The organism is Streptomyces sp. NPDC049887, from assembly GCF_040656535.1.
Lineage (GTDB): Bacteria > Actinomycetota > Actinomycetes > Streptomycetales > Streptomycetaceae > Streptomyces.
In genome coordinates this window covers 1-13,190 of the sequence record NZ_JBFAMM010000004.1, presented here as the reverse complement: position 1 = coordinate 13,190, position 13,190 = coordinate 1, and the positions used below count along the sequence as shown (strand labels likewise).

The following is a 13,190-nucleotide window of genomic DNA, read 5'->3' as shown; positions in this document are numbered from 1 at the left end:
TGCCTCGGCCCACCGTCGGTCCGTTTCGTCACGGTAATGCACGGTTGGCCCATCTTCATGAGCGAGGAACCGCCACCTGTCGAATGATGACGATCACCGGCGACCCGCCTCCGCCACGGACCTCGATCGGGCCGCGGGGAATCCGGGACCGGACCGGAGCCGTACGAGGACTGGTCTACACCAGTCTGCGACACCTGCCAAACCAGGCGACTTCCGGGAGGACGCCGATGACCACCGAGAGCGCGGCCGTACCGCGGCAGACGTGGCGGCACAGGTCGTTCCAGGGGCTCCAGAAGATGGGGCGCAGCCTGCAGCTCCCCATCGCCGTGCTGCCCGCGGCCGGCATCCTCAACCGCCTCGGCCAGCCGGACGTCTTCGGCGACCAGGGTCTCGGCTGGACGAACCTCGCCAAGGTGATGGACGGGGCCGGCGGTGCGCTGCTGGACTCGGGCCTGGGACTGCCGATGCTCTTCTGCGTGGGCGTCGCCATCGGCATGGCGAAGAAGGCGGACGGCTCGACGGCGCTGGCCGCGGTGGCGGGTTTCCTCGTGTACTACGGCGTGATCCGGGAGTTCCCCGAGGAGTGCATCGACCCCGCGACCCCGGTGGCCACCGGCTGCCGGGCCGTGGACGGTTCGGTGGCGGCCTTCACGTACCAGAACCCGGGTGTGTTCGGCGGGATCGTGATGGGCCTGATGACCGCCTACATCTGGCAGCGCTACCACCGCACCAGGCTGGTGGACTGGCTCGGCTTCTTCAACGGGCGCCGACTCGTGCCGATCATCATGTCGTTCGTCGCGATCGCGTTCGCGGCGCTGTGCCTGTGGGTCTGGCCGCCGGTCGGCGGAGCACTGGAGAGCTTCAGCAACTGGCTGCAGGACCTGGGCTCGTGGGGCGCCGGCATCTTCGGCGTGGCGAACCGTGCGCTGCTGGTGGTGGGGCTGCACCAGTTCCTGAACGTACCGCTGTGGTTCCAGTTCGGCTCGTACACCAAGCCCGACGGCACGGTGGTGCACGGCGACATCAACATGTTCCTTAACGGGGACCCGAACGCGGGCCTGTTCACCACGGGCTTCTTCCCGATCATGATGTTCGCCCTCCCGGCGGCGGCACTGGCGATCACGCACTGTGCGAAGCCGCACCGGCGGGCCGAGGTGGGCGGGCTGATGATGTCGGCGGCGCTGACGTCGTTCGTCACGGGGATCACGGAGCCGCTGGAGTACTCGTTCATGTTCGTCGCGCCGGTGCTGTACGCGATCCACGCCGTGCTCACGGGCGTCTCGATGGCCGTCACCTGGGCGCTGGGCGTCAAGGACGGCTTCTCGTTCTCGGCGGGTGTCATCGACTACGCGATCAACTGGGGCCTGGCGACGAAGCCGTGGCTGATCGTCCCGATCGGCCTGGCCTTCGCGGCGGTGTACTACGCGATCTTCCGCTTCGCGATCACCAGGTTCGACATCAGGACGCCGGGGCGAGAGCCGGACGAGATCGGCGAGGAGATGGAGCGCAAGGTCACCGAGTAGCGGCAGCCGGCGAGCGACCGCGAGCGGTACCCGCTTGCGCAGGCAGGGTGGCGGCGAGGTCTCCGGGCGGGCGGCCGAGGCCCCCGGGAATCGCAGGTTCCTTATCTTTCCCTCACGTGCTACAACTGGTCTACACCTCTGACTGGTGTAGACCATGCGGTCCATACCACCGCGTTCCCCTAGTCGCCGCCGTCCCCCTCTCCCCCGGTGCCGGGCGGCGCCCTGCCCACTGGAGGAAGTTGTGACCACGGCCACCGTCGACACGGCGCCACCCGCCAAGAAATGGGGCTCCGGCCTGTTCCAGGGCCTGCAGAAGGTGGGCCGCAGCCTGCAGCTGCCCATCGCCGTGCTGCCGGCGGCAGGCATCCTGCTGCGCCTCGGCCAGCAGGATGTCTTCGGCAAGGACGGCCTCGGCTGGGACAAGGTCGCCTCGGTGTTCGCGACCGCCGGCGAGGCCGTCTTCGCCAACCTGCCCCTGCTGTTCTGCATAGGCGTGGCGATCGGTTTCGCGAAGAAGTCGGACGGGTCCACCGCGCTCGCGGCCCTCGTCGGCTTCCTCGTCTACAAGAACGTCCTCACCGCGTTCCCGGTGACCGAGGCCGTGGTCAACACCACCGCCAACAAGGGCGTCGACGTCGCCGCGACGTACAACGACCCCGGCGTCCTCGGCGGCATCATCATGGGTCTGCTGTCCGCGGTCCTGTGGCAGCGCTTCCACCGCACGAGGCTGGTGGACTGGCTCGGCTTCTTCAACGGCCGCCGCCTCGTGCCGATCATCATGGCCTTCGTCGGCGTGGTCGCCGGTGTCTTCTTCGGCCTCGCCTGGGAACCGGTCGGCAGCGTCATCTCCCACTTCGGCGAGTGGATGACGGGGCTGGGCGCCGGCGGCGCGGGACTGTTCGGCCTGATCAACCGCGCACTGATCCCGATCGGTATGCACCAGTTCGTGAACACCGTCGCCTGGTTCCAGATCGGCGACTTCACGAACGCCGCAGGTGAGGTCGTCCACGGCGACCTGCACCGCTTCTTCGCCGGCGACCCGGAGGCCGGACTGTTCATGACGGGCTTCTTCCCGATCATGATGTTCGGTCTCCCCGCCGCAGCCCTGGCCATCGCGCACTCGGCCCGCCCGGAGCGCCGCAAGGCAGTCACCGGCATGATGCTGTCGCTCGCCCTGACGTCGTTCGTCACCGGCGTGACCGAGCCGATCGAGTTCTCCTTCATGTTCATCGCGCCGCTGCTCTACGCGATCCATGCGGTCCTCACCGCCGTCTCGATGGCCGTGACCTGGATGTTCGGCGTCCATGCGGGCTTCACCTTCTCCGCCGGCCTGATCGACCTCGGTCTGGGCTGGAACAAGGCGACGAACCCATGGCTGATCATCCCGATCGGTCTGTGCTTCGCGGTCGTCTACTACGTGGTCTTCCGCTTCGCGATCACCAGGTTCAACCTCCCGACGCCGGGCCGCGAGTCCGACGAGGAACTGGCCGAACTCGAAAGGGCCGAGGCCAAGTAGCAGTCACGACCGCCGTGTGGCAGCCGGGCCACCCGGCGGTCGCGCCGGGACGCACACGGACCCCCGCACTCCCCTACGGAGCGCGGGGGTCCGCACGTGGACTCCGGGTCCGCTCCTCGCCTGCCCACCGGCCCTTCCCGTCGCGCTCCGGGCCCGTCCGCTCGATCAGGACTCCGCGGCCGGTACGCACAGCACCGGGACTCGTGAGATGTGCAGCAGCTTGTGCGGGGTCGAGCCCAGGAGGGCGCCGCGCAGTGGGCTCTCCCCGTAGCTGCCGACGACGATGACGCGCGCGTCGTGGCGGTCGGCGGCGTCGAGCAGCGCCTCCGCCGGTCCCTGGTCGAGGATCTCGACCGCCGTGGGTACGCCCGCGGCGTCGGCCGCGGCGACCGCGTGGGCGAGGGCGGTCCGGCCGGACTGGCGAATGGCCTCCAGATGGGTCCGGTACTCCTCGCCGAGCGTGCCCGGGGGCGCCGCGCCGAAGACCATGACGAGCGGCTCGCCGAAGGCGGCGGCCACCTCGATGGCCACCCGCAGTGCCCGCACGGAGCCGGGCGACTCGTCGTATCCGAGGACGACGGGCATCTCACGGCCCTCCGGATCCGCTCCGGCCGCCGTCCCCTCCGCTGCCCTTGCCGGTGCCGGTGCCGGTGGTGCCGCGTGCGAGGTCGGGGTCGCAGACGCTCGGGCGCTCGTGCCAGAAGCGGTCGCTCGTGAGCCGGCGGCCGAACATGATGAACAGTCCCACCACGACGATGAAGATGCCGATGACGAGCGGCGGGCCGAGCCCGAACCACGAGGCGCCGCTGTAGGAGTTGGCCGGGTCGGACATGTCGACGACGGACTCCACCAGCAGCCACAGCAGCAGCACGGCACCGATCACCGGTCCGAGGCCGATGAGCAGGAAGTTGCGCACGCTCTCGGTGAGATGGCGACGGTAGTAGACGGCGCAGGCGATGCCGGTGAGGGCGTAGTAGAACGCGATGAGCAGTGAGAGGGCCGTGAGCGAGTCGAGCAGGGCGTTCTCGCTGATCTGGCTGACGACGAGGTACCAGACGACGGCGACGACCGCGACGGCCCAGGTGCTGACGTGGGGCGTGCGGAAGCGGGGGTGGATCCGGGCGAGGGCGGCGGGCAGCGCACCGCGCCGTGCCATGGAGAGCCCCGTCCGGGATGCCGGGATGATCGTCGTCTGGGTCGAGGCGAGCGCGGACGTGGACACGGCCAGCAGCACGAGCCAGTCCCAGCCGCCCAGGACCTGCCGGGCGAGGGAGGCGAAGATGAACTCCTCCTCTGCGGCGTTCTCGGCGAGGTAGGCGGGGCCGGCGAAGGCGACGACCGCGATGGTGACCGAGAGGTACGTGCCCAGCAGGATGACCGTCGACCAGATGCCGGCCCTTCCGGGGGCGCTTGCGGAGTTCTTGACCTCCTCGGTGAGGTTGACCGCCGACTCCCAGCCCCAGTACATGAAGACGCCGAGCAGCAGACCGGCGGTCAGTGCGGCACCGCCCGCCGCGAAGGGATCGAGCCAGGTGATCTGCGGTTCGACGGCGCCGAGCGAGCTGGTGCCCGCGTACACGCGGTAGACGGCCACGACGGCGAACGCGAGCAGCGACGCCACCTGGGCGAGGATGAGCACGTTCTGGACGTGTGCCGAGGCCTCGGTGCCGATGACGCAGATGGCGGTCATCACGAGGATGAGCAGCACGGCGAGCAGCTGGCGTACGAGGTCGTTGGCCGCCCAGCTGTCGAGTCCCACGGTGAGCAGCCCGAAGCCGACGGCCACGTCGGCGAGCGAGCCGACGACGAGCACGCCGGTCATCATGATCGCCCAGCCCCCGAACCAGCCGGCCCAGGGCCCCATGGCGCGGGTGACCCAGGAGAAGGTCGTGCCGCAGTCCTGGTCGACCCGGTTGAGGTAGAAGAAGGCCGATGCGATCAGCAGCATCGGCACGAAGGAGGCGAGCACCACGCCGGGCGCGTAGACGCCGACGAGTGCCACCACCGAGCCGATGACCGCGGCCAGCGAGTACGCGGGCGAGGTCGAGTTGATGCCGATGACGAGCGCGTCGAGGAAGCCGATCGCGTTGTGCTTCAGCTCTCCGGGCCCTTCCCGGCTGTGCGAGCTGGGCGGAGGAGGGAGGGTGTCCTTGACGTCATCGGCCATGTTTCCTCGCAGATCAGGACGATGTGTCGCTTCTATGCGAGTTTAACGGGAGGTGTCGCTCCCGGCCTGCGGAGTGGATCTCCGCATCGGGCGGCGGGAACGGTGGTGCCCCGCGGCCCGATGCGCCTCACAGCTCGTAGACCGCGCCCGGGGCCGCCAGTTCCACGGGGCCCCGGAAGACGTCTCGCGCGTCCGCGAGATTGCGCTCGGCGTCCGTCCACGGCGGGATGTGGGTGAGCACGAGGCGCCCGGCCCGCGCACGGGCTGCGTGGGCGCCCGCCTCGCGGCCGTTGAGATGGAGGTCCGGGATGTCCTCCTTGCCGTGGGTGAAGGCCGCCTCGCAGAGAAAGAGGTCCGTGCCGTCGGCGAGGTCGACCAGGGGGTCGCAGACGCCCGTGTCGCCGGAGTACGTCAGGGAGCGGCCGCCGTGCTCGATCCGGATGGCGAAGGTGTCGACGGGGTGCGCGACCTTCTCGGTGCGCACGGAGAAGGGCCCGATCTCGAAGGCGCCCGGCTTGAGGGTGTGGAAGTCGAAGACCTCGCTCATCGACTTGTCGGAGGGGGTGTCGGCGTACGCGGTGGTGAGCCGCTGCTCCGCGCCCTCCGGTGCGTACACCGGGATGGCGTCGCAGCGGCCGCCGTCGTGGCGGTAGTAGCGGGCCACGAAGTACGCGCACATGTCGATGCAGTGGTCCGCGTGCAGATGGCTCAGGAAGACGGCGTCGAGGTCGTAGAGACCGATGTGGCGCTGCAGCTCACCGAGGGCGCCGTTGCCCATGTCGAGGAGCAGCCGGAAGCCGTCGGCCTCTACGAGGTAGCTCGAGCAGGCCGATTCCGCGGACGGGAACGACCCTGAGCAGCCGACGACGGTGAGCTTCATGGAGCTTGAACCTCCGTGGACGGTCGTCCGGTGGACGGGGAACGTGGGCGGGTAACGGGGTGCCGAGGCGTGCGCAGGGGAGGTCGTGCGGTGCGTCGAGCGTAAGGCGCGAAAGGGTTGGGCGCTCCTTCGCACGTACCCGTTGTGGGGGAACTCACCTGCCCTGTCACCGGATAGGACGACGCGTGACGGCGGGCGCACGACGCGCGCGGCCCGGGATGCGCGCCGGTACCGTCTGGGGTATGGACACGTCATGGTGGCTCGCGCTGGGCGCGGTGGTGGCGGTCGCGCTGCTGGCGGCCGTGACCCGGGTGAGGCCGGGCGGCCGGGCGGGGAGGCCCGGCGGAAGACCACCGGGCAGGGTGCCGACGAGGCCGCGGGGGCGCGTCCCTGGCGGACGGCGCGGCGGGCCGGCGGAGGGCGCCGCGCGTCCGGGACCGGAGCGGCGGCCGCAACCGGGCGAGATCTGGTGGGCGGACGTCCCGTTCGAGGACGGGCCCGGATCCAAGGACCGCCCCTGCCTGGTCCTCGCCGTGCACGGCGGCGCGGCACGCGTCGCCAAGATCACCAGTCGCTACCACGACGAGCGTCCGGGCGTGATCCCGCTCCCCCCGGGCACGGTCGGCGACGCGCACGGGCGTCCGAGCTTCCTGGAGACGGACGAACTCCGCGAGGTCCGGGTGCGGGACTTCCGCCGGCGGGTGGGTGCGGTGGACCCGCTGTTGTGGGACCAGCTGCGCCACCTGTGACGCCGTCCGGGCGCCCCGACGCCTCCACGGGGCCGGACCGGCTCCCCGGTACCGGGGGCGTCGGCACCGCGGTGACGTCCGGGCGCGCGCCCGAGCCCTCCGCGCGCCCGGGCGGGTGCCCGACGGCGCGGGGGGCATGCCCGCCGGCCGGGGCGTCAGGCCCAGAGCTGGCCCTGGAGGGCTTCCACCGCCGCCTGGGTCGTCGGGGCCGTGTAGACGCCCGTGGAGAGGTACTTCCAGCCGCCGTCGGCCACGATGAAGACGATGTCCGCGCTCTCCCCCGCCTTCTGCGCCTTCCGGCCCACACCGATCGCCGCGTGCAGCGCCGCACCGGTGGAGACCCCCGCGAAGATGCCCTCCTGCTGGAGGAGCTCGCGGGTACGGGTGACGGCGTCGGCCGAGCCGACCGAGAAGCGGGTGGTGAGGACGGACGCGTCGTACAGCTCGGGGACGAAGCCCTCGTCGAGGTTGCGCAGCCCGTAGACGAGGTCGTCGTACCGGGGCTCCGCGGCGACGATCTTCACATCGGGCTTGTGCTCGCGCAGGAAGCGGCCGACGCCCATGAGGGTGCCGGTGGTGCCGAGACCCGCGACGAAGTGGGTGATCGACGGGAGGTCGGCGAGGATCTCCGGGCCGGTGGTGGCGTAGTGGGCACCCGCGTTGTCCGGGTTGCCGTACTGGTAGAGCATCACCCACGACGGATTCTGCGCGGCGAGTTCCTTGGCCACGCGCACGGCCGTGTTGGAGCCGCCCGCCGCCGGCGACGGGACGATCTCGGCGCCCCACATCGCGAGGAGCTGCCGGCGCTCCTCGCTCGTGTTCTCCGGCATGACGCAGACGATCCGGTAGCCCTTGAGCCTGGCCGCCATCGCCAGCGAGATGCCGGTGTTCCCGCTGGTCGGCTCCAGGATCGTGCAGCCGGGCGTGAGGCGGCCGTCCTTCTCGGCCTGCTCGATCATGTGGAGCGCGGGGCGGTCCTTGACCGAGCCGGTCGGGTTGCGGTCCTCCAGCTTGGCCCAGATGCGGACGTCCTCGGACGGGGACAGCCGGGGCAGCCGGACGAGCGGGGTGTTGCCGACCGCGGCGAGCGGGGAGTCGTAGCGCATGGGGTGATCCGGCCGATCAGGCCATACCGCCGGCGACGGCCGGCAGGATCGTCACGCTGTCGCCGTCGGACAGCTTGGTGGTGATGCCGTCGAGGAAGCGGACGTCCTCGTCGTTCAGGTACACGTTCACGAAGCGGCGCAGCTGCTGGCCGTTCGCCTCGTCCACGATCCGGGCCTGGATTCCGGGGTGCCGGGTCTCGAGGTCGGCGAACAGCTCGGCGAGCGTGTCCCCGCTGCCCTCGACGGCCTTGGCGCCGTCGGTGTAGGTGCGGAGGATGGTCGGGATGCGGACCTCGATGGCCATGGCATGGGCTCCTGTCGGGAGGGGCGTAAGGGGCGTTGCGTAAGGGCGCGCGGCTGGGCCCCCGCGCAGGGGCTGGTGCAGGCTGCTGCGCTCGTGGGCCGTGGGCTCAGGCCGTACGGCTGTCCGCGCAGCGCGTACAGATGGCGCTGGCCAGGCGGCACAGGTCGACGTGCAGTCGCGCCACGAGCAGCGTCGTGCCCGGCGTCTTCTCGCTCACGTCGTGGGAAACCATGCGGTCATCGTAACGATTCCCGATCCGCCCCCCGGCATGTGATCTCGCATCATGGACCTGATCTGTTCGCCTGGTGGAATTTCGGCCTCAGTACGCCTCGACGACCCGGATCTCCTCCTCGGTGACCTCGCCGTCGAGGATCCGGAAGGAGCGGAACTGGAACGGGCCGGCGTCGTCGGCGTCCGCCGTGGAGACGAGCACGTAGTGGGCGCCGGGCTCGTTGGCGTAGGAGATGTCGGTGCGCGACGGGTACGCCTCGGTCGCCGTGTGCGAGTGGTAGATGATCACCGGCTCCTCGTCCCGGTCGTCCATCTCCCGGTAGAGCTTCAGCAGGTCCGACGAGTCGAACTCGTAGAACGTGGGCGAACGGGCGGCGTTGAGCATGGGGACGAAACGCTCGGGCCGCCCCTTCCCGACGGGCCCCGCGACCACGCCGCACGCCTCGTCGGGGTGGTCCTCGCGGGCGTGGGCGACGATCCGGTCGTAGAGGTCCTGGGTGATGGTCAGCATGAGGACGAGAATAGGCGGACGGTTCCCGGATCTGAGATCCGGGACCGATGAGTGAGATCAGGGGGCGGGGGGCGGGCACTGGGCCTGGGCAGGGGGCGGGAACGGACCGTCGTCCGCCACCGGGCCGGGTGCGGGCGGGCGACCGTCCGCGGCGCCCGCCGGGCCTGCCCGGTCCGGCGCGGGTGTGCGGTCGGTCGCGGCGAGCAGCGCGTGCACCGTGGCCTCCATCGTGCGGCGGGCGGCATCCGGGTCGAGCCCGCCGCTGCGCCAGTGGTACCAGGCACCCCATGTGGTCACCGCGTCCAGCCCGTTGAGCAGGTCGGCCCGGCGTTCCCCGGTCAGCCGGTCCAGTTCCTCGGCGAAGACCTCGGTCAGCCGGCTGCGGGCGAAGTCGAGCACCTGGCGGATGGCGGACCCGACCCGCTCGGACGGGTTCTCCAGCCGCATCATCGTCAGCCGGGCCGGCGTGATCCACTCCAGGATGCGGGCACGCTGCTCGACGAGCGCGGCCACCCTCACCTCCCTCGGCCCGTCGGTCGGCAGGGGCCCGATCCGCGCGGCCAGCTGGTCGAGCCGCCGGGCGATGGCCGTGTCCTGGAGCTGCCCCATGTCGGCGAAGTGGTGGAAGACCAGGCGCCGCGACACTCCGGCCCGCTCGGCCACCCGGTCCGCGGGGAACTGCGTCTCCCCTTCGTCGAGCAGCGCGAGCATCGCGTCGGCGATCTTCTCCCTGGTCCGGCGGCCGCGCTCGGTGCGACCGTCCCGCGCCGGCCCGCCACCGGCCCCGGGACGTGCGCCTCCACCTGCACCGGCGTGATCCGGCGCCCGCCGGTCCGACTGGTTCACCTCGGTTCCTCCCATCCTTGCGTTGACATTGTTGCACTCGCGATGCAACCGTGCCGCTTGCACACCGAGTGCAATAACTCCGAGCCCATCCAGGGCCGCCGCACGAGAGGGCCCCGTCGGCCCGACGCACGAGAGGGACGGCTTCCCCCATGCTCCTGGCCACAGGGCGCTGGTGCGCCCGCAGACCGAAACGGACCGTGGCCGCCTGGCTGCTACTGCTCATCGTCCTGGTCTCCGCCGTCGGCACCTTCGGAAGGGTCACCAGTGAGGCCGTGACCATCCCGGGCAGCGACAGCCAGGCGGCGCGCGACACGACCGGGGCCTTCGCCGACGCGGCCTCCGGCCGTCAGCCCGTGGTCCTCCACGCACCGGCCGACGTCGCGCCGCTCACCTCCGCCGCGCAACGCGGAGCCGTCGAGGAGGCGGCGCGGGCCATCGAGGGCGTCGACCACGTCGTGGCCGTGACCACCCCGTACGAACCGGCCGGCGGCGGTCTCGCCGCCGACGGCCGCACGGGACGGCTGACGGTCGAACTCGACGTCGGCGGCCGGGACATCACCCCGGAGACGACCCGTGCCGTCACGGACGCCGCCGCGCCCGCGACCCGCGCGGGGATCGAGGTGACGGCCGGCGGCGACCTCGCAGCGGCGGCGGACAAGGGCTCCACCGGCCACAGCGAGATCATCGGCCTCGCGGCCGCGTTCGTCGTGCTCGCGCTGGGGTTCGGGAGCCTGGTCGCGGCCGGGGTCCCCCTGCTCACGGGAGCGGTCGGGCTGGGCGCGTCCCTCTGCCTGGTCGGCCTGGCCGGCCATCTGATGGACATGCCGTCCTCCGGGGCGACCATCGCGGCGATGATCGGCCTCGGAGTCGGCATCGACTACACGCTCTTCTGCCTGACCCGGTTCCGTGAGCTGCTCGCGGCCGGGGTGGGCGTCGAGGACGCGGCGGCGCGCACCACGGCCGGCTCCGGCAAGGCGGTGGTGTTCGCGGGCGGTGCGGTCGTCGCCGCGCTCGCCGGGCTCGCGCTGGGCGGGCTTCCCCTGCTGCACGCGCTGGCGCTCGCGCCGGGCATCGCCGTGCTGGTCGCCATGGCTGCGACGCTCACCCTGCTGCCCGCCGTGCTGTCGCTGCTCGGCCCTCGTCTCACCCCCCGGGCGCGGAAGGGACGGAAGGCACGGGAGGGACGCCGCGCGCGGGCGGAGCGGGACGCGAGTACGGACGGAGCCGTCCGGGCGGAGCGGCACACCCGGGACACACGGGACACACGGGACACACGGGACACGCGGGACACACGGGAGGACCGGCACGCACGGGAGGAGCGGTCAGCGGGCCGGGGGGAACGCATCGACGCCGGCACCGGGCCCGACGGGGAGCACCTCGAAGCCCCCACGGCCCGACCGCGGCCGCCGCAGGCGCACCCCGGCTCCGGGGGCGCTCCGGCCGGCTGGGGCCGGATCGCCGCGTTCGTCGCGTCCCGGCCGTGGCGCTGCCTGCTGGGCGCACTGGTCCTGACCGGCGTACTCGCCGCCCCGGCAAGTCAGTTGACGTTCGGTCAGCTGGACGCGGGCGACAAGGCCGTCGGCACGGCGAGCCGCACCGCGTACGACCGGCTGGCCGCTGCCTACGGTCCGGGCGCCAACGGGCCGCTCCAGGTCGTGTCCTCACTGCCCTCGCCCGCCTCCGGCCCCGACGACGCCCGGATCACGGCCGTGTCCGCCGCCCTGCGCGCGACGGACGGCGTCGCGTCCGTCGGGCCCGCCCAGCTGGACGCGAGCACCACTCGGGTGCGCTGGCAGGTCACGCCCACCACCGCACCGGCCGACCCGGACACGGTCGCCCTGGTGCACCGGCTGCGCGACGAGACCCTGCCCGGCGCGACCGGGGGCACCGGCCTGGTGACCCATGTGGGCGGGGCCACGGCCGCCCAGGCCGATCTGAACGAACGGCTGTCCGCGCGGATGCCCCTGGTCGTCGGCTTCGTGCTCGCCGTCGCCGCGCTGCTCCTGCTCGTGGCCTTCCGCTCCCCGGTCGTCGCGGTGAAGGCCGCACTGATGAACCTGGTGTCGGTCGCAGCGGCCTACGGCGTGCTCACCGCGCTCTTCCAGTGGGGGTGGGGTGCGACGCTGGTCGGGCTCGAAGGTCCGGTACCGATCCCGGGATACGTCCCGCTGCTGATGTTCGCCGTGCTGTTCGGACTGGCCATGGACTACGAGGTCTTCCTGCTGAGTGCCGTGCGCGCCGCCTATCTGCGCGACGGGGACAACCGGGGCGCGGTGATCTCCGGGCTCTCCGGCACGGGCCGGATCATCACCTCCGCGGCGCTGATCATGGTCAGCGTCTTCCTCGGCTACCTGCTGTCCGACGACCCCGTCGTGAAGATGTTCGGCATCGGCCTGGCCACGGCGGTCGCGTTCGACGCCACCGTCGTGCGCGGCGTGCTCGTGCCGTCCACGATGGTCCTGCTCGGCCGGGCGAACTGGTGGCTGCCCGGCGCCCTGGACCGGCTGCTGCCGCGGCTGGCCATCGAGGACGACGGCCACGCCGGTACCGTGCCGCCACCCTCCGCCCCGGCCGGCGACACGCCGCTCGTGGACGCCCGGAGCGCGTCATGACGCGGCGCCCGGCGGACGGCCGGCGGCGACTTCTGCTGTGGACGGCACTCGTGACGGCGGTGCTGCTCCTGGCGCTGCCGGCCGTCGACCGCCTCTCCGCGACCGTGGCCGAGAAGCGGCTCGCGGAACGGATCGCCGCACGGCAGGAGTCGCTGGTCGGCGCTCCGCGGGTCAGCATCGGCGGTTTCCCCTTTCTGCTGAGCGCGGCGCGGGGAACCTTTCCGGAGATCGCCGTGGAGGCGGACGCCGTGACCAAGGAGGGCCGGGCGGTCCGGGCGTCGGTGGAGCTGCGCGAGGTCACCGGGACCGGCGGCGGATACACGGCCGCGTCCGCGGACGCACGCTTCACCGCGCCCTTCGATTCCCTGGGGGCGGGTCTCGGGGACGGCGCCACGCTCTCGGCGGACGGGGACGGCCGGCTGCGTGTGGACCGCGAGGTCCTGGGCCTTCCGTTGACCGTGGTGGCCGAGCCGCGGCTGACCGGGCGCACCATCACCGTCGTGCCCGTCTCGGCGTCGTTCGCGGGCCAGCCGGTCGATCCGGCCGGCCCCCGGATCTCGGCGGCCTTCGCCGGCCGGGAGCTCGTCGTACCGGAGCTGCCCGCGGGCCTAGCGCCGACGCGGGTGTCGGTCGGCGAGGCCGGGGTGACACTGCACGCAAGGGGGAACGAGGTCCGGCTCGCGTGAGCCGCGGCCGGCCGTCGGCGGTCGGCGGCCGCGCGCCCGACCGGTCTCGTGGGCGCGCG

At 72.0% G+C, this 13,190-nt stretch carries 13 protein-coding genes; 5 read left to right on the top strand and 8 right to left on the bottom strand.

Translation table 11 applies throughout. The annotated features are described in order from the left end of the window. Nucleotides 1-227: 227 nt before the first annotated feature. Both AB0J10_RS06125 and AB0J10_RS06120 read left to right on the top strand, forming a co-directional pair. On the top strand, nt 228-1,523 hold the full coding sequence (locus tag AB0J10_RS06125) for a PTS transporter subunit EIIC (protein ID WP_363058331.1): 1,296 nt from the start codon (nt 228-230) through the stop codon (nt 1,521-1,523). Between the two features lie 241 nt (nt 1,524-1,764). Continuing rightward, the gene (locus AB0J10_RS06120) at nt 1,765-3,039 is read left to right on the top strand and encodes a PTS transporter subunit EIIC (protein ID WP_363058329.1); all 1,275 of its coding nucleotides are present in this window, start codon (nt 1,765-1,767) and stop codon (nt 3,037-3,039) included. A gap of 165 nt (nt 3,040-3,204) precedes the next feature. On the opposite strand, the gene AB0J10_RS06115 is transcribed toward AB0J10_RS06120, so the two are convergent. The 3 genes from AB0J10_RS06115 to AB0J10_RS06105 all read right to left on the bottom strand — a co-directional run bounded on the left by AB0J10_RS06115 (nt 3,205) and on the right by AB0J10_RS06105 (nt 6,086). Continuing rightward, on the bottom strand, nt 3,205-3,624 hold the full coding sequence (locus AB0J10_RS06115) for a universal stress protein (RefSeq protein WP_363058327.1): 420 nt from the start codon (nt 3,622-3,624) through the stop codon (nt 3,205-3,207). A gap of 1 nt (nt 3,625) precedes the next feature. Beyond that, nucleotides 3,626-5,206: an APC family permease gene (locus AB0J10_RS06110; RefSeq protein WP_363058325.1), complete on the bottom strand. Its 1,581-nt coding sequence runs from the start codon at nt 5,204-5,206 to the stop codon at nt 3,626-3,628. 127 nt (nt 5,207-5,333) lie between these two features. Continuing rightward, nucleotides 5,334-6,086, bottom strand: a complete 753-nt coding sequence (locus AB0J10_RS06105; RefSeq protein WP_363058323.1) for an MBL fold metallo-hydrolase — start codon at nt 6,084-6,086, stop codon at nt 5,334-5,336. A gap of 242 nt (nt 6,087-6,328) precedes the next feature. Here AB0J10_RS06105 and AB0J10_RS06100 point away from each other — a divergent pair, with 242 nt between their 5' ends. Continuing rightward, nucleotides 6,329-6,835, top strand: a complete 507-nt coding sequence (locus AB0J10_RS06100; RefSeq protein WP_363058321.1) for a type II toxin-antitoxin system PemK/MazF family toxin — start codon at nt 6,329-6,331, stop codon at nt 6,833-6,835. A gap of 155 nt (nt 6,836-6,990) precedes the next feature. Here the strand turns inward: AB0J10_RS06100 and AB0J10_RS06095 are convergent, their stop codons facing one another. From AB0J10_RS06095 to AB0J10_RS06075, 5 genes are all read right to left on the bottom strand, one after another. Continuing rightward, the gene (locus tag AB0J10_RS06095) at nt 6,991-7,941 is read right to left on the bottom strand and encodes a cysteine synthase (protein ID WP_363058319.1); all 951 of its coding nucleotides are present in this window, start codon (nt 7,939-7,941) and stop codon (nt 6,991-6,993) included. A 16-nt stretch (nt 7,942-7,957) separates the two neighbouring features. Further along, nucleotides 7,958-8,245, bottom strand: coding sequence for a MoaD/ThiS family protein (locus AB0J10_RS06090; RefSeq protein ID WP_363058317.1), 288 nt, complete (start codon nt 8,243-8,245; stop codon nt 7,958-7,960). Between the two features lie 106 nt (nt 8,246-8,351). Beyond that, nucleotides 8,352-8,477 (bottom strand): putative leader peptide, encoded by a 126-nt coding sequence (locus AB0J10_RS06085; RefSeq protein ID WP_363058315.1) that lies wholly within the window; start codon nt 8,475-8,477, stop codon nt 8,352-8,354. An 87-nt stretch (nt 8,478-8,564) separates the two neighbouring features. Then, entirely contained in the window at nt 8,565-8,987 is a 423-nt protein-coding gene (locus tag AB0J10_RS06080) for a M67 family metallopeptidase (RefSeq protein ID WP_363058313.1), read from the bottom strand. 57 nt (nt 8,988-9,044) lie between these two features. After that, entirely contained in the window at nt 9,045-9,833 is a 789-nt protein-coding gene (locus AB0J10_RS06075) for a TetR/AcrR family transcriptional regulator (RefSeq protein WP_363058311.1), read from the bottom strand. 149 nt (nt 9,834-9,982) lie between these two features. Between AB0J10_RS06075 and AB0J10_RS06070 the strand changes: the two genes are divergently transcribed. Both AB0J10_RS06070 and AB0J10_RS06065 read left to right on the top strand, forming a co-directional pair. Beyond that, the gene (locus AB0J10_RS06070) at nt 9,983-12,445 is read left to right on the top strand and encodes an MMPL family transporter (protein WP_363058309.1); all 2,463 of its coding nucleotides are present in this window, start codon (nt 9,983-9,985) and stop codon (nt 12,443-12,445) included. Continuing rightward, a complete protein-coding gene (locus tag AB0J10_RS06065) occupies nt 12,442-13,131 on the top strand; it encodes a DUF2993 domain-containing protein (RefSeq protein ID WP_363058307.1) in 690 nt (229 codons plus the stop codon). Before AB0J10_RS06070 ends, AB0J10_RS06065 begins: the two co-directional genes overlap by 4 nt. The last annotated feature ends 59 nt before the right edge of the window (nt 13,132-13,190 follow it).